This is a genomic window from Pseudomonas sp. LBUM1659 (genome assembly GCF_059716045.1).
Genome location: NZ_CP166797.1, coordinates 322,116 through 341,781, shown reverse-complemented (window position 1 = coordinate 341,781; position 19,666 = coordinate 322,116). Strand labels below are relative to the sequence as shown.

The window sequence follows — 19,666 nt, the reverse complement described above, 5'->3', positions numbered from 1 at the left end:
TGACGGGCGAAGAGCAGGCTTACGAGCATTTCGGTCCGCCATTCCTTTTGGCTACCACCCAGGTGCTGCACCGCATCCGTAACATCAGCTACAAGCTGTTCCCGCAAAATCAGTTGCTCGCCACTGAAGTCAGCAAGTACGACACTCGCGTTATCCTCGAGGCGTTGCACAACTGCATCGCCCACCAGGACTATCAACTGCGCTCACGCATCATCGTTACTGAGCGGGTTGATCGACTGGTATTTGAAAACGCGGGAGGATTCTTCGAAGGGCAGCCTGAGGATTATTTCAGCGGTGAGCAGACCCCGACTCGATACCGCAATCCATGGTTGACCCAGGCCATGGTCAGTCTAAGCATGATCGACACCATGGGCTTCGGTATCCGCACCATGACCCTGTCACAGCGCAGTCGCTATTTTCCGCTGCCGGATTACAGTAAATCCGAACCGAAAAAGGTCGTGCTGGAAATATACGGGCATGTGATCGACGAGAATTACACACTGCTGCTTGAACGTGACGATCTGCCCCTGAACACGGTGATGTTGCTGGACCGGGTTCAGAAAAAGCAGCCCATCACGGACGCGGCCGCAGGAATGCTTCGTAAGCAAGGGCTCATCGAAGGCCGAAAACCGAACTACTACACTGCCGCACAGGTAGCGCAAACCACTGGCAACAAGAGCGACTACATTCGTAATCGAGCCTTCGACGACGCCTATTACAAACGCCTGATCCTCGATTACCTGAAGCACTATGGCTCAGCATCCCGTGACGAGCTGGTCACGCTGATCCTAGACAAACTGTCAGACGCTTTAGACGAAAAACAGAAGCAGAACAAATTCCGCAACCTGCTGAACGCTATGTCGACTCGCGACAAAACCATTGAAAAATCAGGCGGTTTACACAAAGGTCGATGGGTTCTGAGGCCCTCAGACAGCATCTTTATCTAGACAAACTTTAGTCAAACTCTAGACAGACTCCCCCGCCGAGCCGGGTCAATTTAGCTGTGAAGGATCGCACATGTCCCACATCCACCACGAATGTGAACTGGAACGCCACATCATCGAACAACTGGCTGACAGCGGCTGGCTGATTGGTAAATCCAGTGGTTATGACGTCGCACGGGCGTTGTATCCGGAAGATGTGCTCGATTGGCTGAATGAGACCCACCCACAGCAAATGGCTGCACTACGAAAGATGCACGGTGAAAGTACGCGCACCGTGCTGTTCGACCGATTGGGCGCACAGCTCCAGAACAAACTGGGTGGCACGATCAATGTGTTGCGCCATGGTTTTACCGTTTCGGGTGCCGGCGTTTTGGCCATGAGCCAAGCCTTGCCTGAGGACGCTCGCAACGACACCGTTATTGCTCTCTATGCCGCCAACCGTCTGCGCGTGGTGCCACAACTGCGCTACTCCCAGGACAAAACCGATGAGATTGACCTGGTGTTTTTCATCAACGGTTTGCCCGTCGCGACTGTCGAGCTTAAAACCGACTTCACTCAGTCAGTGGAAGCAGCCATGCAGCAGTACTGCGAGGACCGTCCGCCCAAAAGCGTGAAGACCGGTCTAGCTGAGCCGTTGCTGGCGTTCCGTCGGGGAGCAGTGGTGCATTTCGCAATGAGCGACAGCGACATTCGCATGACCACCCGATTGGCCGGCGACTCGACGTTTTTCCTGCCATTCAACCGTGGCGATGACGGCGCGGCGGGTAACCCGGCCAACAAGGACGGTAGCTATCCGGTCAGCTACCGTCGTGATGGATCAAGTCCAGAACAACACTCGCGAACAGGCCATGAAAGCTGATCTTCCAAGAAAAGCCATTCAAGCCATTGCCGGCGCCATGAATAGCCACCACAGCATGGCCACGCAACTGCTAAGCGACGAGGCGACCAGAGACGTTTTCATAACGGTACTCTATGAGCTGCTGAAAAAGGACGCGGGGGCAGATTTGATCGAACAGGCCAGGTAAGGGATCCTCAGTTCAATTCCGTCTCTAGGGCACCAAATACCGAAAACCCTGAATCGCAAGATTCAGGGTTTTTTTATGCCTGGGATTTGATAGGGCCGGGCACGCCATGCCGGAAACAACGGATCGATGATCCGAAAACAATACTCGCCTCCAGCATGGCTCTGTAGTGGCGTTGTGCCACAAACTCGACCGGCGCCACGGAACCTCGCCCGTTGATGCAACTGCAATCCGGTGCCCCACAACGCACTCGGATGACGCAACCAAAAGGACAGGCAACAACGCAAGGAATGCTTCCCCCCGCAGTACCCACCAGCGTTACTCCCCTTAAGTCACTGGACATGGAAAAGTTATGTCAACAATCAATGAACTAAAAGACAAGATCAATACGAAGACCTGGAACCTGGTGTTGCTGTCATGTGCCACCGCAGGGATCTATCTTATTTTGTGGCTATACAAAAACAACAAAATCATCAGCAACACGACCAAAGTGCGATTGGTTGATGATGTTTACATCATCTGGATAGCGGTATGCGCTGGGTTGAGCGGCACATTCTCCAACCTGGGTAACGTGGCGCTGGATTTTACCTCCGCAGTTCTTGCTATTGCCGGTGGCGTGCTTTACATCGTTTGGGCGTACAAGGCTAAAACGGCATTGACCGAATATGCCCTGAACGAACACAAGATCGATTTGAGAATGAACGCTTTTTACACGTTCCTGTTCAACGTGTACTACATCAACTATTGCATCAACGATCTGCCTGAAGAACAGCGCAAGCAGCTGATATTGAGAAGCCAGACCGCCCAAACCTCCCAAGCCTGAAGCCATGCGATGGGCGGACTGCCGATTCGCGGCCGCCCATCCGCTAAACCAGTAAATTTGACCCGCTCATTCCTGCCAGTTTTCACCGGCCCAGTGAAAGACCAGATTACGAGCAGGACCACTCCCTACTTCTGCAGTATCCCGTCGCTCCTCACCATTACGTGTCGCAACTACCGTGTACTTGCCGGGTGGTAGCTGAACGTAAACCAGCGGACCAGCCTGCTGAAGTGTCAACACGATCTGCCCCTCGGATTTCTGGATAACCACATCCACATCGGGCACGTATTTGTTTTCCGCTCCGATCGAAAACGTCATGTGCAAGTTATAGCCCGTCGTTTGCTGTATCGCTTTTGACTCATCCTCGCCGATACCGCCGGACACGTAAGTAATACCATTTTGTTCCTGTCGTTGAACTTGCACACCCGAGTTGTCGATCGGTTCAAGACTGGCGGCAGACAACATGACTGGGAACATCAATATGCCAACAGCGACGATGGGCAACATGAGTGTATGGACGTACTTCATGATGGTGACTCCCGGGCTCCACTGTGCCCTCTGGCACTTAGCTTTGATTTCCCGGGCGACAGTCAAGTTTTAGATTGATTCGGTCTTGAGGTCACTGCGAAACGGACTACGCCATGTATTCCTCAAGTACGTGATGCCGTCGGCAGGATCCTGCGAAACGAGTCCGGCATTTCCTGCGGATTTCCCAGCCGCGCCCTGCATCGCCACCCAGCTCTCTCTTGGCATTCTCTTTCGCCTGTTCCTCCAGTCGCGGAAGTCTTCATGAGCATCGTCAAAACCGAAAACACTCAAGACCCACAACTCGCCTCTCTGGCGGGCAACCTTGGGGAATTGATACGTCAGGCACGCCAGAAGGTGCTGCGAGCGGTCGATACCGTTCAGGTGCAAACCTGCTGGCAGATCGGACGGCATATTGTCGAGTTCGAGCAGGAGGGGGCTCGGCGGGCGGAGTACGGCAAGCAGCTGCTGCCGACGTTAGCGAAGGTTTTGACTACGGAGTTTGGGAAAGGCTTTGACGCCTCCAACCTTCGCTACATGCGCCTTTTCTATCAAGCCTTCCCAAAGTGTGACGCACTGCGTCACGAATTGAGCTGGACCCACTACCGCAGGCTACTGCGTGTCGATAACGAACACGCCCGCCATTGGTACATGAACGAATCGGCCATTCAAAACTGGTCATCCCGCGCCTTGGAACACCAGATCAACACCCTCTACTACGAACGCCTGTTAGCTAGCCGCGACCGCCCTGCCGTCAAACAGGAAGCCGCCACCAACATCCAGAAAATGAACGTACACCCTCGGGACTTCATCAGGGATCCGGTGATGCTGGAATTTCTCGGCTTGCCCAACGCGGGCCTGACCCAGGAAACCGATCTGGAACAAGCGCTGATCCATCAGCTTCAAGCCTTCCTGCTTGAACTGGGCAAAGGCTTTGCCTTTATCGCCCGCCAACAACGCATCAGCACCGACAGCAAAGACTTCTACATCGATCTGGTGTTCTACAACTACCTGCTCAAGTGCTTCGTCATCGTCGATCTCAAGCGCGGCGAACTGACCCACCAGGATGTCGGCCAGATAGACATGTACGTGCGCATGTACGACGACCTCAAACGCGGAACGGAGGACGGCCCTACCGTCGGCATCATTCTCTGCGCGCAGAAAGATGTGTCTGTAGTGCGCTATTCAGTGTTGGAGGGCAACGAGCAACTGTTCGCCAGCAAGTACAAACTGGTGCTGCCGAGCGAGGAAGAACTTAGGGCGGAGCTGGATCGGGAACGCGCCGTGCTTGAGGAACGAGTGCTCAATCGGAAGTTGTGAAAACGACGGGCGGATTGTTCACTGGCGACGTGAGGACTATCGTTGGCAACTACGCGCAAAGGTCCAAAGCCGATGAATTTGCAGGACATGTCTTCACTGACACCGACTCAGATCGAATTGTCACTGACCACCGACACTGCTGGCGAACCGTTCAAGGAGCCCGCCGCAGACAGCTTCATCCTCGGCGGCTTCACTTGGCGGCACGCCTCTCAGGACATCGCGCGCCCGGTCGTTATCATCAACGCAGCCACCTCGGTACGTTGCCGGCATTATTTGCGCTTCGCCGACTACCTGTTCGCCAACGATTTCGATGTCATCACCTATGACTACCGCGGCATCGGCGAGTCCCGTCCAACGTCGCTGAAAGGGTTAGAGGCTTCATGGTCCGATTGGGGCGCCCAGGATTTCGAGGCGATGCTAAATCGCGCACAGCGCGAATTCCCCGGCCAACCGATCGACGTTGTCGGCCACAGCTTTGGAGGCTGTGCAGCGGGCCTGGGAGCCTCCGGGCATTTGATTCGGCACTTGGTGACAGTCGGCGCGCAATTCGCTTACTGGCGCGACTATGCGCCCGCCCATCGCTGGCGGATGTTCGGCAAGTGGCATGTGGTGATGCCGTTGATGACGATGTTCCACGGTTACTTCCCCGGCAAGCGCCTCGGCTGGCTGGAGGACACACCGGCCGGCGTAGTTCGCGACTGGACTACACCGACAGCCCGTTATGAAACGCGCCCCAGCGGTCGACGCCTCCATGGCGGAACCGGTCGACTGCCCTTTGAGCGTGTCAGCGCAAAAATTCTGGCGATCAGCATCAGCGACGATCCTTACGGCACGATTTCGGCCATCGAACGCCTGCTCGGCTACTTCACCCACAGCACCAACACCCACCTGCGAATCGCCCCCGAAGACATCGGCGAAGAAGAAGTCGGACATTTCGCCTTTTTTCGCAGCGCATACCAAGCCACACTATGGCCCATTGCATTGTCCTGGCTGCAAAACGGCGAACTGGCCCCCGGCACACCCGGGCGGCAAGTGCCACGCAGCTGAGCCCTCTCAACGAATACGGAACGACATTCATGGCCTCCGCCAACAAGCAAAACAAACGCGCCTCCCGCGCCAAGGCAAAGGCCAAGCAGAACCGTACCCAACGGGCCGCCGCGCCGGTCGAGCTGGACCCGAACGATGATCGCATCGACTTCGAATCGGTGGACCTGACCGAACTGTTCAAGAAAATGATCGACGCCGAAAAAACCAGCCAGCAAGCGATGTGCGTGGCCTTCCTCGAAGACCCGCTGCTGGAACTGGTGTACGAACAGGAAGGCGAAGAAGGCGCGATGGACTTCATCCTCGCCGCGCTGATCGAGTATCGCCAATGGTCGACCGAAGTGGACGAAGCCGGCGCCCTGGCGTGGATCGAATCACCGGCCTTCCAGGCTGACTATGTGGCAGCGTCCGATATCATCGCCGCCCAAACCCAACAGAAAGCAAACTGAGTTCCCATGGCATCCCCGAACAAGCAACAGAAACGCGCCAAACGCGCAAAGGCCAAAGCCAAGCAAATCAACATCCACGGCAGAAAACCCGCTGCGCTGGATGATGAACTGGGGGAAATCGGCGAGCCGATTCCGGAATACACCTTGGCGATGTTCAGCAAGATGCGCGACGCGGAAGCCACCAGCCGCAGCGATATGCTTCAAGTCCTGCTTTCGGACCTCGCCGGAATCATCAGCGACCATCCAGAATTGCTGGACATGGAAAACGCCGACAACGAAGCCATGGCCGCCACCCACCTGGCCGCCGACATGCTGATCGACTACCGCATGTGGGCCGATGGCATGGACCGGGAAACGGCCCAAGCCTGGCTGACCGATCCGCAGTTCATCACCGACTTCGGCGATGCGCTGGATAGCTATCGTCAGGCGCTGGATGCGCAGGAAGTAAAGAGCGAGTAAACGCTGTTGGCAGTAACAAAAACGGCCGCTTGTCATCACTGACAGCGGCCGTTTTCGTAGGCATCAACAACAATTGCCTTGGGTCAGAACCCTCAGCGCGCCAACACTGCGCTCAGCTTCTCATTACGACGACGGCGAGCTACCAGCACGCCAGCCGCCACCACCAGCAGGGCCAGCAGGCCGGTCGCGAGAATCTCCACGCGATGCGCTTCCTGGAACAACATGATGGTCAGGGCTGCCACGATAAAAATGATCACAGCGTAGGTCAGGCCTGGGAACAGCCACATGCTGAAAGCGATTTTTTCACCGCGAGCCATGCGCTGTTTACGCATACGCAGTTGCGAAATGGCGATCACCAGGTACACCAGCAGCGCGATGGCGCCGGAGCTGGCCAGCAGGAATTCGAACACGGCGGCCGGGGCCACGTAGTTGGCGAATACCGCGAGGAACGCAGCGCCGGTGGACAACATCACAGCCCAGTACGGCGTGCCGCTCTTGTTGGTGCGTTGGGAAACGGCCGGAGCATCACCGCGCTTGCCCAGGGAGAACATCATGCGCGATGCGGTGTACAGCGCCGAGTTCAGGCAGCTGGTCACAGCAACCAGTACCACGATATCGACGATCAGCTTGGCATTCGGGATGCCCATGCGCTCAAGCACAGTCTGGTAAGAACCAACGCTGGCCAGGATCGGGTCGTTCCATGGCACCAGGGCCACGACGATGAAAATCGACACGAGGTAGAACAAGCCGATCCGCCAGATCACCGAGTTGGTGGCCTTGGAGATTTGCTGGCCAGGGTTCTTCGATTCAGCGGCCGCAATGGTCACGATTTCGGTGCCCATGAACGAAAACATGGTGGTCAGGATCGCGCCCAGCACCGCGCCCATGCCGTTTGGCAGGAAGCCCTGGGTGTCGAAGAGGTGCGAAACGCCACTGACCTGACTGGCCGGCATGAAGCCGAAGATCGCCATAACGCCAAGGACAATGAAACCGATGATCGCCACGACCTTGATCAGGGCGAACCAGAATTCGAACTCACCGTAGTTTTTTACGCTGAACAGGTTAGTCACCGTCAACAGCAAGGTGATGATCAGCGTGAAAGCCCAGATCGCCACATTCGGGAACCAGGCATGCAGGATGGTCGCGGCGGCGTTGGCTTCCAGCGGGATGACCAATACCCAGAACCACCAGTACAACCAGCCGATGGTGAAACCGGCCCAGTGACCGATCGCGCGATCAGCGTACGTCGAGAAGGAGCCAGTGTCCGGCGAAGCAACGGCCATCTCGCCGAGCATGCGCATCACCAGCACGACCAGCATACCGGCGGCAGCGTATGCCAACAGCACGGCCGGGCCTGCGGCTGCGATGGCGTGACCCGAGCCAACGAACAAGCCGGCGCCGATAACTCCGGCAATCGACAGCATGGTCACATGACGCGGTTTGAGCCCCTGTTCGAGGCCATTGGAGCTTGGGGTACTGCTCATTGAAACTACCTTTGTAAGGAAAAGCTAATGCGTGCATCCCGCCTGGAATTCTTTCTCGTAAAAAGAAACCAACGGGGCGTTCTGGATTCTGTACGCAATAATTGCGCCAAAATGTTTCAAAGCCGTCTACCACGGCGATCTCATCCAGACCAGACAGTCATCGCAACCCATTGAAAATAATGGCACTTTGCCAAAGCGTTACCCTGCGACTCACTTTAAGAACGAATTTGCGCACCGGAAACACACCCGAAAAATGCTCGACGCACAATAAAAGTGCAGATCAGGAACGTTCGGCCGGGTAGCGCTTCCAACACCCCGCCAAAGCTGGCAACATCGCGCCCTTTTTCACGCGACTCCCGCGGCTGCTTTTATTTAAAAGCAGGTTCAAACGGCTGTTCGGTTGATAGCAGCGCGACAGTCTGCTGTAGCGATGCGACAACCTGCTACATCACTTCCGTTTACCGCCCGTAGCGCTGTTGGCTGCCATTCAAACGCTATGCTAGCTTGGCCGCCTCGCCAGGAAGGCCGCCAACAGCAGGAGCAAAACACTATGAGGAACGCACATGGCTGAGGCCGCGCCCGCGCTTGAAATCCGCAATTTGCACAAACGCTACGGACAGCTTGAGGTGCTCAAAGGCATCTCGCTGACCGCCCGCGACGGCGACGTGATCTCGATCCTGGGTTCTTCCGGCTCCGGCAAATCCACGTTTCTGCGTTGCATCAACCTGTTGGAAAACCCGCACCAGGGCCAGATCCTGGTGGCCGGCGAAGAACTCAAACTCAAAACCGCGAAGAACGGCGAACTGGTCGCTGCCGACGGCAAGCAGATCAATCGCCTGCGCAGCGAGATTGGTTTTGTGTTTCAAAACTTTAATCTCTGGCCGCACATGAGCGTGCTCGACAACATCATCGAAGCGCCGCGCCGCGTCCTCGGTCAAAGCAAAGCCGAAGCCATCGAAGTCGCCGAAGCCTTGCTGGCCAAGGTCGGCATCGCCGACAAGCGTCACGCGTACCCGGCGCAACTGTCTGGCGGCCAGCAACAGCGCGCAGCCATCGCTCGTACCTTGGCGATGCAGCCCAAGGTGATCCTGTTCGACGAGCCTACTTCCGCCCTTGACCCGGAAATGGTCCAGGAAGTACTTAATGTCATCCGTGCACTGGCCGAAGAAGGCCGCACCATGCTGTTGGTCACCCACGAAATGGGCTTTGCCCGTCAGGTGTCCAGCGAAGTGGTGTTCCTCCACCAGGGCCTGGTAGAAGAGCAAGGATCGCCACAGCAGGTATTTGAAAACCCGCTTTCGGCACGCTGCAAACAATTCATGTCCAGCAACCGCTAACGGAGCTTCCCGCATGCAAAACTACAAAAAGGTCTTCCTGGCTGCCGCCGTCACCCTGGCGTTCAGCGCCGGTGCCATGGCCGAAACCCTGAAGATGGGCATCGAAGCGGCCTACCCGCCGTTCAACAATAAAGATGCCAGTGGCAATGTCGTCGGCTTTGACAAAGAAATCGGCGACGCCCTGTGCGCGAAAATGAAAGTCGAGTGCACCGTGGTCACCTCCGACTGGGACGGCATCATCCCGGCCCTGAACGCCAAGAAGTTCGACTTCCTGATCTCCTCGATGTCGATCACCGATGAGCGCAAGGGCGCGGTGGACTTCACCGACCCGTACTACTCGAACAAGCTGCAGTTCATCGCCTCAAAAGATAAAGAGTTCAAAACCGACAAGGCATCCCTGCAAGGCAAAGTGATCGGCGCACAACGTGCGACCCTCGCCGGCACCTGGATGGAAGACAACATGGACGGCGTCCAAGTCAAACTGTACGACACCCAGGAAAACGCTTACCTGGACCTGACTTCCGGTCGTCTGGACGGGATCCTCGCCGACAAATATGTCAACTACGAGTGGCTGAAAAGCGATGCTGGCAAGCCGTATGAATTCAAAGGCGACCCGGTAGAAGAAAGCGACAAGATCGGTATTGCCGTACGTAAAGGCGACCCGATCCGCGAGAAGCTGAACATCGCATTGAAAGAAATCGTCGCTGATGGCACTTACAAAAAAATCAACGACAAGTACTTCCCGTTCAGCATCTATTGATTCTGACCTGCCGGACCGGCGCCGTATGCTAACGGCGCCAGTCCATGGCATTGCCTGCCGCGATTTGAAAAGAAACCCATGACTATCGATCTCTACGGATTCGGCCCGGCGCTCGCCGCTGGCGCGCTGATGACTGTGAAACTGGCACTCTCAGCCTTGTGTCTTGGGCTGGTGCTCGGTTTGCTCGGCGCCTTGGCCAAGACGTCCCCGTACAAGCCGTTGCAATGGCTTGGCGGCACTTATTCGACACTGGTTCGCGGCATCCCGGAATTGCTCTGGGTACTGTTGATCTATTTCGGCACGGTCAACCTGATGCGTGCCCTGGGCGAGTTTTTCGGCAATCCCGACCTCGAACTCAACGCCTTTGCCGCCGGCGTAATTGCGCTGGGCCTGTGCTTCGGCGCTTATGCCACCGAAGTGTTTCGGGGCGCGATTCTGGCGATTCCCAAAGGTCATCGTGAAGCCGGCGTGGCCTTGGGTCTGTCGAAATTCCGCATCTTCACCAAACTGATCATGCCGCAGATGTGGCGCATCGCCCTGCCGGGCCTTGGCAACCTGTTCATGATCCTGATGAAAGACACTGCGCTGGTATCGGTTATCGGCCTGGAAGAAATCATGCGTCATGCGCAAATCGGCGTGACCGTGTCCAAGCAACCGTTCACCTTCTATATGGTGGCCGCGTTCATGTACCTGGGCCTGACTGTTCTCGCCATGAGCGGCATGCACTTAATGGAACGTCGTGCCGCTCGCGGCTTCGCGAGGAGCACCCAATGAACTGGGAAGTCATCATCAAGTGGCTGCCGAAGCTGGCCCAAGGCGCAACGCTGACCCTGGAGTTGGTGGCCATCGCTGTAATCGCCGGGCTGTTGTTGGCGATTCCGTTGGGTATCGCGCGTTCGTCGCGACTCTGGTACGTGCGGGCATTTCCCTACGGCTATATCTTCTTTTTCCGTGGCACGCCGTTGCTGGTTCAGCTGTTTCTCGTCTATTACGGGCTGGCGCAGTTCGATGCAGTTCGTAACAGCTGGATGTGGCCGTACCTGCGCGATCCGTTCTGGTGTGCCACCGCCACCATGACCCTGCACACGGCTGCCTATATCGCCGAGATCCTGCGCGGCGCGATACAGGCGATTCCGCCGGGTGAGATCGAAGCAGCGCGTGCATTGGGCATGTCTCGCGCCAAAGCACTTTTCTACATCATTCTGCCGCGTGCCGCGCGCATTGGCCTGCCGGCCTACAGCAACGAAGTGATCCTGATGCTCAAGGCCAGCGCCCTGGCCAGCACCGTGACCTTGTTGGAACTCACCGGCATGGCTCGCACCATCATTGCCCGGACCTACCTGCCGGTGGAAATCTTCTTCGCCGCGGGCATGTTCTATCTGTTGATGGCTTACGTGCTGGTTCGCGGCTTCAAGCTGCTGGAGCGCTGGCTGCGCGTCGATGCCTGCCAAGGGCGTTGATACCTGCGTGTTGACGGGCGAGGCCCTGCTCGCCCGCTTCACCGAGCTGGATGCTTTTCTGATTGAGCATCAAGCGCTGTGGAAGCCTCGTCCGTTTACTCATCTGCACCTGCCTTGGGAAACGTCCTACCCTGATTTGGCGTTTTGGCTGCGAAGTCGGTCTCTGGACGACGCAGAACTTGCTCATAACCAACCTTGTTTGCTGGATGCGCCGGAGCCGTTCGCTTCATTGGCGGCGTTGTCCCTTGAATTGAGTTCTGTGGGTGAATTGCCAGCGCATTCGCTGCAAGCTGCCGGGCATCGGCTGAATGTCGATGTACCGGGGCGCAAGTGGCAACAGATTGAGGCGTTCGCCAGTCGCCTGTCGTTTGCGGCGGCGCCGAAGCATTGGTTGGATTGGTGTTCGGGCAAGGGCCACTTGGGTCGGCGTTTGCTGCAAACCGGGCAACAACTGACTTGCCTGGAATATGACCCGGCCCTGGTGGCCAGCGGACAGGCACTCAGCCAGCATCATCAGTTGCGGGCGCTGCACGTCGAACAGGATGTGCTCGCGCCTGGCGCCGCGCATTTATTGAACGTTGATCACACACCGGTGGCGCTGCATGCCTGCGGTGATTTGCATGTGCGGTTAATCCAGCTCGCCAGTGCGGCGGGCTGCAAACAATTGGCCATCGCGCCGTGCTGTTATAACCGGATCAATCTTTCGGCCTATCAGCCGCTTTCCTCGGTCGCATTACGATCCGACTTACAACTGTCCCTCGACGATCTCGCCCTGCCCATGAGCGAAACCGTCACCGCTGGCGCTCGTGTGCGACGTCAACGCGACACCTCCATGGCCCGGCGCCTGGGTTTCGACTTGCTGCAACGGCAACTTCGCGGCATCGATGAATACCTGCCCACACCTTCCCTGCCGAGTGCCTGGCTGGACACATCCTTCGCCGAGTACTGCCATCATCTGGCCGCATTGAAAGAGTTATCCACAGTCGGCTCGCAAGATTGGCCCGCTCTCGAAGCTGCTGGATGGCAACGCTTGGCGCAAGTACGCAATCTGGAGCTGCTGCGCGGACTTTTCCGACGCCCGTTGGAGCTTTGGCTGGTCCTCGACCGCGCCCTTTTCCTTGCCGATCAGGGTTACACCGTTCGCCTCGGGACCTTCTGCGAAACCCCGCTGACGCCGCGTAATTTCCTGCTCTTGGCGGAACGCCCGTAAAAGCCGCAGCCTGTGGATAACTCTGTTGATGAAATTATCGTGGATCCAATATCCACGGCTGTTTCAGGGCTGAAACGGATCTGTTCATTTTTCGTACACCCACGAAAAAATCCTGAAAAACAGTGATTTGCGCACAGATGAGAACAGATCCACAAAAACGCCAGTGAGCGCAGAGTGCCACCGCCGCCGTTGTGCATAAGCATTCAATGCAAACGACATAAGCGCCTAAACCCGGACGTCACGCGGGGAAAATTGCACCGCTTCCCGACTCTTGTTATACAAACACCCAAGGGCGTCGACAGCGCGCCCACGAACAAGAAAATTCGACCGACAGGATGCGACAGTGACGTTCATTTCTTACGCACAGAATTTCGAAGACATACGCCTGTGGCGCGCCCTCAAAACCGTCGAGAACGGCTTCTATATCGACGTCGGTGCCAACGATCCCACCCATGACTCGGTCACCAAAGCGTTCTACGACCGCGGCTGGACCGGCATCAACGTCGAACCGATGCCCAACTACTACGAAGCCCTGTGCCAGCAACGCCCCAAAGACACCAACTTGCAATGCGTGGCCGGTGAAAGCGCCGACAACCTGACCTTCTACGGCATCGCCGGCACCGGTCTCTCGACCGTCGACCCGGCCATGGCGCAAATGCACAAAGACGCCGGCATGGACGTGCGCAGCCAAACCGTCCAATCCCGCACCCTGACCTCCATCTGCGAAGAACACGCCCAGGGCCGCCCGATTCACTTCCTCAAAATCGACGTCGAAGGCCACGAAGAAACCGTCCTGCGCGGCATGGACTTCACCCAGTGGAGGCCGTGGGTCATCCTCATCGAAACCCCGTGGAACCGCGACCAGACCTGGGAAACCCTCGTCACCGGCGCCGGCTACCAATCCATCCTGTTCGACGGCATCAACACCTACTACCTCGCCGAAGAACACATGAACCTAAAACCCGCCTTCGACATCCCGCCGTGCAACCTGGACGAATTCCAGTTCTGCAAAGGCCACAACTTCAGCCACCCCGTCGGCGACGCCGACCACCAGCTGACCGCCGCCCTGCAACGCGCCGAACAGGCCGAAGCACAGCTGCGCGCAATGCAAAACAGCCGGACCTGGCAGGCTATTCAGAAACTCAAGAAAACCCTGCTTCGCGCCTGACCTGAAGCCTGCGCAAAAATAGTCTGAATTCAGGGGTTTACAGAACCAATCCAATCGCTATAATCGTCGCCCAACACGCCGGTATAGCTCAGTTGGTAGAGCAACTGACTTGTAATCAGTAGGTCCCGGGTTCGACTCCTGGTGCCGGCACCATAAAGATCAACGAAAAAGGCTCACCTTGCGGTGGGCCTTTTTCGTTTATGGGGTCTTTCGCTCCTGAATTTTCCCCGTTTCGTGTTCGCCCCCCTCTTCCGGTCTCTTTCGCCCTTCTCGCTGAGGGGGTGGTTATATTCATCATAGGTGCGGAATCGACGCATCCAATTCTGGTACCGCGCATCTACATACCTCACCGAAACGATGAGCGGTTACGGTCGAAAATCAGTGAGGCGGCATAATGGCAGCAGTGCTTATGCACAATCTGCCACTTCACTCCGCCGTTGCGAGCCCCTTTGTAATGAACACCGAACGACGTTACTCGATCATCTTGGAGCACAGCGCCGAGGTGCTGCTTGAACATGCACCCATGGCGCAGATAGAGGCATTTTGGGACGCCAACGATACCCGCTACTTCGGGTTGCGCATGGAGGACGAGCACAGCGCGCACGCACGAGTGATTGTTACGGACGAAGTCCCCGACGAAGAAGATGGGGAGCTTTCTTGTCTGTCGCGAATGGAATGACTCGCCACCTCCGTGAGGTGAGGAGGCCGGCCAGATGACTCTCAAATCTATTTTTCCATCTGGTGCCGGCACCCTACAAAACAAAGCCCTCGTAGAAATACGAGGGCTTTGTTGTTTCTGGCGTTTGTAAACCAGGCCTTAGTGACCAGCGCTCTGCCCACCATCCACATGCAGAATCTCACCAGTAACAAAGTTCGCGCTATCCAGGTAAACAACCGCCTGAGCAATGTCGCTGATCTCACCCATGTGCCCAACCGGGTGCAGATTCCCCAGCGCTTCATGCGTTTCTTCACCATGCATCGGCGTCTTGATGATGCCTGGGGAAACCGCATTCACCCGAATCCCACGCTTGGCGTACTCAATGGCGAGAGACTTGGTCGCAGCGTTCAAACCACCTTTAGTCAGCGAAGCCAGTACCGACGGCACACCATCAATCGCGTGGTCCACCAGGCTGGTGGTGATGTTGACGACGTGGCCTTTGCCTTGTTTTTCCATCTCGGTGATCGCGAGTTGAGTGATGTAGAAGAAGCCATTCAGGTTCACCGACAACACATTGGCGTAGTCTTCAGCGGTGTACGCGGTGAACGGTTTGGCGATGAAGATGCCGGCGTTGTTGACCAGGGTGTCGATGCGGCCAAAACGCGCGATGGCTTCACGGATCACTTGCTGGGCGACCGCCGGGTCGCCAATGTCGCCCGCCACGGTGAGGATGTCCGGATCGGTGGACGGTTTGATCGAACGCGATGTGGCGACCACTTTGTAGTCCAGATCACGGAAAGCTTTGACCATGCCCGCGCCGAGGCCCTGGGATGCGCCGGTAATAACGATGACTTTTTTCGAATTGCTCATGATGAACCTCTGCTAATAAAAGATGATTTAAATAAGTAAGTAATCAGGCTTCGGCTGGGGCCTTCGCCATTTGTCTCAACATTTGTTCGTAGTACTCGACCGACTGCGATCCGGACACCAGGTGACGACCGTTGAGGATCATGGCCGGGACCGAGTTGATGCCGTGCTGGCGGTAGAACGCCTCAAGCTCGCGCACTTCTTTCGCGAACGCTCCGGATGCCAACACCTCTTGCGCAGCTGCCACATCCAGTCCTGCTTCCCCGGCCAGACGAGCCAGCGTTTCGCGGTTACTCGGGTTCTGGCCGTCGGTGAAGTAAGCGTGCAACAGGATCTTCTTCAGCTCGATCTGCCGCCCTTCCTGTAACGCCCACAACAGCAACCGATGCGCATCAAACGTGTTGTAGAAGTGCGTGCGCTTCTCCAGATCGAAGGTGAAACCGATGGCCTCGCCACGAGCGATTTGCATGGCTTTGCCGGCGGCGACGTCCTCGGCGGTGCGTCCATACTTGCGCATCAAATGCTCGACAGCTTTTTCACCGACCACCGGCATGTCCGGGTTCAACTCGAAGGGCTTGTAGGTGAGCTCCACCGAGATTTCACCGGCCACGTTCTCGATCGCCTGCTCCAGCGCCGTCGCGCCCAACGCGCACCACGGGCACACCACGTCGGAGATGAAGTCGATGGCAACAGACGCGGTCATGACTTGCCCTCCGCCTCAGCCAGTTTTTTGCGGTACTGGGTGGTGGTGATGCCGGCGTAGCCCCAGTTATCGGTGTCGACTTCTTCGATCACGATGTGGGTCAGGTGCGGATCCTTTTTGAGGACGCGTTCCAGGGTTTCAGTGATTTCGGCGATCACCTGAGCTTTCTGCTCTGAGGTAACGCCATCGCGGGTAATGCGAACGCTGACAAAAGGCATGAGGGAATCTCCAAGTGACCTGCCCTTCGGAATGAATGGGTAGGCGTTGGAGCTCAATGTAGGGAGTTAGCACGAGGGGATAAAGGTGGGGACGGGAACATCATTAGTTACTTGGTGTAATGATTTCCTTGGTGGGAGGCACTAAAACTGTTTGCATCAAAAATGATTGATCGGCCGACTTCCATTTACCGCAACGTTTAGATATCGCCCCAAAATGGAGAAATGCTCATGACCATTCGATTTTTCGACAGCCCGTTCCATGTCACGCATGATGAGGAAATCGCCAACAAAATGGTGGAAGAAGTGGAGCTGTCGATAGTCACTGATAGCCCCCAAAAGCCTGGAGTCGAAGAGAATGAGGTCGGCGTCAATTTGGACGTGGGTCACTTACGGATTCCCAAGCCTCAGGACCAGTGAATCACTGAAATTCTCGCCCCACGCCACCACCTAGCCACGATTGCGCATCCTCCCCTCTCAAGCTACCTTCAGGTCGTCGCTGCCAATTCAGCGACCGGGCCTGATAACCCGGGTAAGATACAGGCGCACAAGCGCCCATAATCACGATTGTTGGCGTTTTTTTGTGCCTGCATTTCCGTGTAATGGCGGCTGTGCGTGGGAGACCTTCGGGTCTGCCGGGTTCCTGTATCTCCGGTTTATCAGCCCGCGCATAGCTGCCACCCATTCGCCTGATAACGAACGTGGTAGCTCAAACTTTGATTCAGGAGTTTTTGCTAATGCCCGCTACCAGTCCGTCCAAAATTTGCGCTACTGCTCCATCGGTCATCACCCACCACCGCCCAAACACCGGAGGTGCCCAATGACCAACCCTCAAGACCTAAAAACCATCGGCCTCACCCCTTTCTCCTACCACGACAACAATGCACTGTTCCGCATCAACGCCGGCGTACCGGTGATCCAGGCCCTCTCTCACGCTTCCGACCTGCTGCACATCGCCAAACTCCTCGCATCAGATGCCGCAATGGTTCGCGATACCGACCGGCATGCATGGGCGTCGCACTATTTGCAGGACATGAGTAAGGCAATCATCGATGACGTGGTGAAGGTGCTAGCCGCGCCGTGTAACAACCGCGCCAGTAACGTCGCCTCATAATCCAGGCCGCACAAAGCCCCGAATCAATCGGGGCTTTGTGCGTAGATCCATCATCTGCCTACAGGCTGATTCGGGTGATATCGATCACTCACGCCACTGTCGATCGGCTCTTCCCCCCGCATCGACTGAGCCACCGCTTCAGTAATGGCATCCCAAATGTCCGGCCTTGTCAGCACCGGCATTTCCTTTGCCAGTACGTTGCTCAGCTTCCCTTCGTTCTGCTCGATGGATCGCAAGAGTCGGTCAGCCTGAGGATCCGGCATTTCAACGATTTCCTTGATCGCCTGCCTGGCCCGTATGTGGCTGCGTAAATACCGCGACTCTTCACGCATCTGCTCGGTGATCGTGCGGCGGATGACGTTCGAGATGAATACTACGTGTGGCCCCAGGTTTGGATACCGCCACATCGGACGCGCCTGATCCTGGCCCGTGAATTCGATGTTCGAGACCACGCCGTCAGGGTATTGCGTACGAGTACTGGCGAACGTTACCTGGTCTCGTATGCCCTGCATGAGCGGTTTTGAAACCTGATCCAGCACGCTGTCATACAGGCGTCGCTCAGCCGAGTCGTCGGTGATAACCGCTGAAATCGGAAGGATCACCGGGTCTGGAATGGCCCCATCACGACGCAAAATGTCGTTGATCAGGAAGCGATGGACCCGGCCATTGCCGTCAGCCAGCGGATGGATATAGACGAAAGCGAACGCGGCTACAGCGCTGCGCATCACCGGGGATTGCCCTTGGGTGCGATTCAGAAAAACGCGAATGCCTTCTAACATCCGCTCCAAATCACTTTCCGGTGGCGCGACATAATGGACGATCTCCTGATAGCGAACCGTCTCGCCAACAAACACCGGAGATTGCCTAATCCCCAGCCGTGTCAGGGTGGTCACTGCGCCAAGGATTTCTTCCTGCATCTCAGCCAGTGCAGCATCGGTGAGCGGCAGTTCGCCCTGACCGGTTCGTCGAGCCAACACATCTGCGAAACGCTGGATACGCGTAGAGCGATCCGCCTCCCCTTCAATCGCGAAGCTGGCTTTGCTTTCCCGCAGTGTCATCCATGCGGCGGCGCGCAGCAGAAGGGCTTCGCCAAATTCTGCGGTCAGTTGACCGAAGAGGTGAGGCACATCAAGGTCCGCAGCTGACTGGACTGCTGCGGTTTTGACGACGATTGGGCAGAAGTAACTCGTGCCTGGCAGGTTGTCATTCACTCGCCAACGCGGCACCTTCACCGCTGCTTCGGGTGACGCCGCCACCATCAGATCGGCGTTGATGGCGTCGACATACTTACCGCCTATAGGCTCTGGCGCTTGCAATTGCTCGCCGGTGAGCCACTCAAACAGGAACGCTGCCCTGCGTGCGTATTGGCCGGTGGGCTCAACATTTAACCAGTCTTGTACCGGTGCAGGACCCACCTTGGTAAACAGCCGGCTCAAGAATTCAAGGTTCGGGACTTCATGCCGCAGGTGAAATTGCAGATGGGATGAGAGGTCCGGATCGGGGCGCATATTCTCCGTATACGTCTCAAGACGAAACCGATCTTCGACTTGAGTTGACCGCCGGCTACCCACCTGACTTAACACGGGTAGCCGTGCCATCGGCAGCACGCCGAATGTCGTCGCTAGCCAGGCAGCACCGATGGGGTCTACGGGAAACTCGCTCACGGTCACACTCCTTTGAACAGCTCGGCTGTTAATCAAAAATGCCTACAAATGGAGAGTAACGATCAAAATCAGGTTTTGTTGCCTAAAAACGATTATTTTTTGATTAGTTTGCATAAAAACGAACATTTACGGCACCTCAGATTGAGCTCCGTCCTGAGATTTCACGCCTTCGAACTACCCTAAACGCATAAAAACGAGTTTCCGTGCTCAAAAACGATCATAAATCCGGCTTTTTGCATAAAAACGTTTCGAGACCGGCCAGCCTTACTAAGTCCCCGCAGGACCACACCACCCCCTTCCCACCAAAAAAAAAGGCCCCAAACCTCCCGGCCCGAGCATTTTTTTGACCCCGATCACCTACCCTTCCCCAAAGCCCCGACGCGCCGCAACCCTCCAACCATCGGACGCCAACATCATTTCGCTACTAAACTCGGGACAAGCGG

The 19,666-nt window shown here is 56.5% G+C and carries 23 protein-coding genes and 1 tRNA gene; 18 read left to right on the top strand and 6 right to left on the bottom strand.

The window, feature by feature from the left end; all coding sequences use genetic code 11:
- Positions 1-47: 47 nt before the first annotated feature.
- The 4 genes from ACA048_RS01560 (at position 48) to ACA048_RS01545 (ending at position 2,789) form a co-directional block, all read left to right on the top strand.
- Entirely contained in the window at positions 48-947 is a 900-nt protein-coding gene (locus ACA048_RS01560) for an ATP-binding protein (protein ID WP_497627665.1), read from the top strand.
- A gap of 70 nt (positions 948-1,017) precedes the next feature.
- The gene (locus tag ACA048_RS01555) at positions 1,018-1,803 is read left to right on the top strand and encodes a type I restriction endonuclease (protein ID WP_497627664.1); all 786 of its coding nucleotides are present in this window, start codon (positions 1,018-1,020) and stop codon (positions 1,801-1,803) included.
- The gene (locus ACA048_RS01550; protein WP_497627663.1) at positions 1,793-1,969 is read left to right on the top strand and encodes a hypothetical protein; all 177 of its coding nucleotides are present in this window, start codon (positions 1,793-1,795) and stop codon (positions 1,967-1,969) included. The genes ACA048_RS01555 and ACA048_RS01550 overlap by 11 nt, the downstream gene beginning before the upstream one ends.
- A 349-nt stretch (positions 1,970-2,318) precedes the next feature.
- Positions 2,319-2,789 carry a hypothetical protein gene (locus tag ACA048_RS01545; protein ID WP_497627662.1) on the top strand — a complete coding sequence of 157 codons (471 nt, stop codon included), beginning with the start codon at positions 2,319-2,321 and terminating at the stop codon, positions 2,787-2,789.
- A 66-nt stretch (positions 2,790-2,855) separates the two neighbouring features.
- Here ACA048_RS01545 and ACA048_RS01540 read toward each other — a convergent pair whose 3' ends face one another.
- Positions 2,856-3,314 (bottom strand): carboxypeptidase regulatory-like domain-containing protein, encoded by a 459-nt coding sequence (locus ACA048_RS01540; RefSeq protein WP_497627661.1) that lies wholly within the window; start codon positions 3,312-3,314, stop codon positions 2,856-2,858.
- A 261-nt stretch (positions 3,315-3,575) separates the two neighbouring features.
- Between ACA048_RS01540 and ACA048_RS01535 the strand changes: the two genes are divergently transcribed.
- The 4 genes from ACA048_RS01535 to ACA048_RS01520 all read left to right on the top strand — a co-directional run bounded on the left by ACA048_RS01535 (position 3,576) and on the right by ACA048_RS01520 (position 6,583).
- On the top strand, positions 3,576-4,631 hold the full coding sequence (locus tag ACA048_RS01535) for a PDDEXK nuclease domain-containing protein (RefSeq protein ID WP_497627660.1): 1,056 nt from the start codon (positions 3,576-3,578) through the stop codon (positions 4,629-4,631).
- A gap of 72 nt (positions 4,632-4,703) precedes the next feature.
- Entirely contained in the window at positions 4,704-5,678 is a 975-nt protein-coding gene (locus ACA048_RS01530; protein ID WP_497627659.1) for an alpha/beta hydrolase family protein, read from the top strand.
- 29 nt (positions 5,679-5,707) lie between these two features.
- Positions 5,708-6,124: a hypothetical protein gene (locus ACA048_RS01525; protein WP_497296997.1), complete on the top strand. Its 417-nt coding sequence runs from the start codon at positions 5,708-5,710 to the stop codon at positions 6,122-6,124.
- 6 nt (positions 6,125-6,130) lie between these two features.
- Positions 6,131-6,583 carry a hypothetical protein gene (locus ACA048_RS01520; RefSeq protein WP_497627658.1) on the top strand — a complete coding sequence of 151 codons (453 nt, stop codon included), beginning with the start codon at positions 6,131-6,133 and terminating at the stop codon, positions 6,581-6,583.
- Between the two features lie 92 nt (positions 6,584-6,675).
- Here the strand turns inward: ACA048_RS01520 and gabP are convergent, their stop codons facing one another.
- On the bottom strand, positions 6,676-8,067 hold the full coding sequence (gene gabP / locus ACA048_RS01515; protein ID WP_497627657.1) for a GABA permease: 1,392 nt from the start codon (positions 8,065-8,067) through the stop codon (positions 6,676-6,678).
- A gap of 563 nt (positions 8,068-8,630) precedes the next feature.
- On the opposite strand from gabP, the gene ACA048_RS01510 reads away from it, so the two are divergent.
- The 8 genes from ACA048_RS01510 to ACA048_RS01475 all read left to right on the top strand — a co-directional run bounded on the left by ACA048_RS01510 (position 8,631) and on the right by ACA048_RS01475 (position 14,681).
- Entirely contained in the window at positions 8,631-9,404 is a 774-nt protein-coding gene (locus ACA048_RS01510) for an ABC transporter ATP-binding protein (RefSeq protein ID WP_497627656.1), read from the top strand.
- A 13-nt stretch (positions 9,405-9,417) separates the two neighbouring features.
- Complete coding sequence (locus ACA048_RS01505; protein WP_497627655.1) at positions 9,418-10,164, top strand: ABC transporter substrate-binding protein; 747 nt, start codon at positions 9,418-9,420, stop codon at positions 10,162-10,164.
- 78 nt (positions 10,165-10,242) lie between these two features.
- The gene (locus ACA048_RS01500; RefSeq protein ID WP_027922191.1) at positions 10,243-10,938 is read left to right on the top strand and encodes an ABC transporter permease; all 696 of its coding nucleotides are present in this window, start codon (positions 10,243-10,245) and stop codon (positions 10,936-10,938) included.
- Positions 10,935-11,624 (top strand): ABC transporter permease, encoded by a 690-nt coding sequence (locus tag ACA048_RS01495; RefSeq protein WP_497627654.1) that lies wholly within the window; start codon positions 10,935-10,937, stop codon positions 11,622-11,624. The genes ACA048_RS01500 and ACA048_RS01495 overlap by 4 nt, the downstream gene beginning before the upstream one ends.
- Entirely contained in the window at positions 11,605-12,834 is a 1,230-nt protein-coding gene (locus ACA048_RS01490) for a methyltransferase (RefSeq protein WP_497627653.1), read from the top strand. The genes ACA048_RS01495 and ACA048_RS01490 overlap by 20 nt, the downstream gene beginning before the upstream one ends.
- 343 nt (positions 12,835-13,177) lie before the next feature.
- A complete protein-coding gene (locus ACA048_RS01485) occupies positions 13,178-14,002 on the top strand; it encodes an FkbM family methyltransferase (RefSeq protein WP_497627652.1) in 825 nt (274 codons plus the stop codon).
- Between the two features lie 77 nt (positions 14,003-14,079).
- Positions 14,080-14,155 (top strand) — tRNA-Thr (locus ACA048_RS01480).
- A 301-nt stretch (positions 14,156-14,456) separates the two neighbouring features.
- The gene (locus tag ACA048_RS01475) at positions 14,457-14,681 is read left to right on the top strand and encodes a hypothetical protein (RefSeq protein ID WP_497627651.1); all 225 of its coding nucleotides are present in this window, start codon (positions 14,457-14,459) and stop codon (positions 14,679-14,681) included.
- Positions 14,682-14,819: 138 nt separating this feature from the next.
- Here ACA048_RS01475 and ACA048_RS01470 read toward each other — a convergent pair whose 3' ends face one another.
- From ACA048_RS01470 to ACA048_RS01460, 3 genes are read right to left on the bottom strand one after another with little or no spacing between them, the layout of a single operon-like run.
- Positions 14,820-15,530, bottom strand: a complete 711-nt coding sequence (locus ACA048_RS01470; RefSeq protein WP_223518781.1) for an SDR family NAD(P)-dependent oxidoreductase — start codon at positions 15,528-15,530, stop codon at positions 14,820-14,822.
- 43 nt (positions 15,531-15,573) lie between these two features.
- Positions 15,574-16,230, bottom strand: coding sequence for a DsbA family oxidoreductase (locus ACA048_RS01465; protein WP_497627650.1), 657 nt, complete (start codon positions 16,228-16,230; stop codon positions 15,574-15,576).
- Positions 16,227-16,448, bottom strand: coding sequence for a tautomerase family protein (locus ACA048_RS01460; protein WP_046031263.1), 222 nt, complete (start codon positions 16,446-16,448; stop codon positions 16,227-16,229). The genes ACA048_RS01465 and ACA048_RS01460 overlap by 4 nt, the downstream gene beginning before the upstream one ends.
- Positions 16,449-16,676: 228 nt before the next feature.
- On the opposite strand from ACA048_RS01460, the gene ACA048_RS01455 reads away from it, so the two are divergent.
- On the top strand, positions 16,677-16,865 hold the full coding sequence (locus tag ACA048_RS01455; RefSeq protein WP_497627649.1) for a hypothetical protein: 189 nt from the start codon (positions 16,677-16,679) through the stop codon (positions 16,863-16,865).
- Between the two features lie 400 nt (positions 16,866-17,265).
- Complete coding sequence (locus tag ACA048_RS01450) at positions 17,266-17,559, top strand: DUF3077 domain-containing protein (protein WP_497627648.1); 294 nt, start codon at positions 17,266-17,268, stop codon at positions 17,557-17,559.
- Positions 17,560-17,609: 50 nt separating this feature from the next.
- On the opposite strand, the gene ACA048_RS01445 is transcribed toward ACA048_RS01450, so the two are convergent.
- Positions 17,610-19,223 (bottom strand): Fic family protein, encoded by a 1,614-nt coding sequence (locus ACA048_RS01445; RefSeq protein WP_497627647.1) that lies wholly within the window; start codon positions 19,221-19,223, stop codon positions 17,610-17,612.
- Between the last annotated feature and the right edge of the window lie 443 nt (positions 19,224-19,666).

Coding starts and splice junctions, on each gene's coding strand:
- ACA048_RS01465 (WP_497627650.1), bottom strand. CDS start 16,230: ATGACCGCGTCTGTTGCCATCGACTTCATCTCCGACGTGGTGTGCCCG.
- ACA048_RS01535 (WP_497627660.1), top strand. CDS start 3,576: ATGAGCATCGTCAAAACCGAAAACACTCAAGACCCACAACTCGCCTCT.
- ACA048_RS01525 (WP_497296997.1), top strand. CDS start 5,708: ATGGCCTCCGCCAACAAGCAAAACAAACGCGCCTCCCGCGCCAAGGCA.
- ACA048_RS01530 (WP_497627659.1), top strand. CDS start 4,704: ATGAATTTGCAGGACATGTCTTCACTGACACCGACTCAGATCGAATTG.
- ACA048_RS01510 (WP_497627656.1), top strand. CDS start 8,631: ATGGCTGAGGCCGCGCCCGCGCTTGAAATCCGCAATTTGCACAAACGC.
- gabP (WP_497627657.1), bottom strand. CDS start 8,067: ATGAGCAGTACCCCAAGCTCCAATGGCCTCGAACAGGGGCTCAAACCG.
- ACA048_RS01550 (WP_497627663.1), top strand. CDS start 1,793: ATGAAAGCTGATCTTCCAAGAAAAGCCATTCAAGCCATTGCCGGCGCC.
- ACA048_RS01545 (WP_497627662.1), top strand. CDS start 2,319: ATGTCAACAATCAATGAACTAAAAGACAAGATCAATACGAAGACCTGG.
- ACA048_RS01500 (WP_027922191.1), top strand. CDS start 10,243: ATGACTATCGATCTCTACGGATTCGGCCCGGCGCTCGCCGCTGGCGCG.
- ACA048_RS01520 (WP_497627658.1), top strand. CDS start 6,131: ATGGCATCCCCGAACAAGCAACAGAAACGCGCCAAACGCGCAAAGGCC.
- ACA048_RS01450 (WP_497627648.1), top strand. CDS start 17,266: ATGACCAACCCTCAAGACCTAAAAACCATCGGCCTCACCCCTTTCTCC.
- ACA048_RS01455 (WP_497627649.1), top strand. CDS start 16,677: ATGACCATTCGATTTTTCGACAGCCCGTTCCATGTCACGCATGATGAG.
- ACA048_RS01505 (WP_497627655.1), top strand. CDS start 9,418: ATGCAAAACTACAAAAAGGTCTTCCTGGCTGCCGCCGTCACCCTGGCG.
- ACA048_RS01475 (WP_497627651.1), top strand. CDS start 14,457: ATGAACACCGAACGACGTTACTCGATCATCTTGGAGCACAGCGCCGAG.
- ACA048_RS01555 (WP_497627664.1), top strand. CDS start 1,018: ATGTCCCACATCCACCACGAATGTGAACTGGAACGCCACATCATCGAA.
- ACA048_RS01470 (WP_223518781.1), bottom strand. CDS start 15,530: ATGAGCAATTCGAAAAAAGTCATCGTTATTACCGGCGCATCCCAGGGC.
- ACA048_RS01540 (WP_497627661.1), bottom strand. CDS start 3,314: ATGAAGTACGTCCATACACTCATGTTGCCCATCGTCGCTGTTGGCATA.
- ACA048_RS01490 (WP_497627653.1), top strand. CDS start 11,605: ATGCCTGCCAAGGGCGTTGATACCTGCGTGTTGACGGGCGAGGCCCTG.
- ACA048_RS01460 (WP_046031263.1), bottom strand. CDS start 16,448: ATGCCTTTTGTCAGCGTTCGCATTACCCGCGATGGCGTTACCTCAGAG.
- ACA048_RS01495 (WP_497627654.1), top strand. CDS start 10,935: ATGAACTGGGAAGTCATCATCAAGTGGCTGCCGAAGCTGGCCCAAGGC.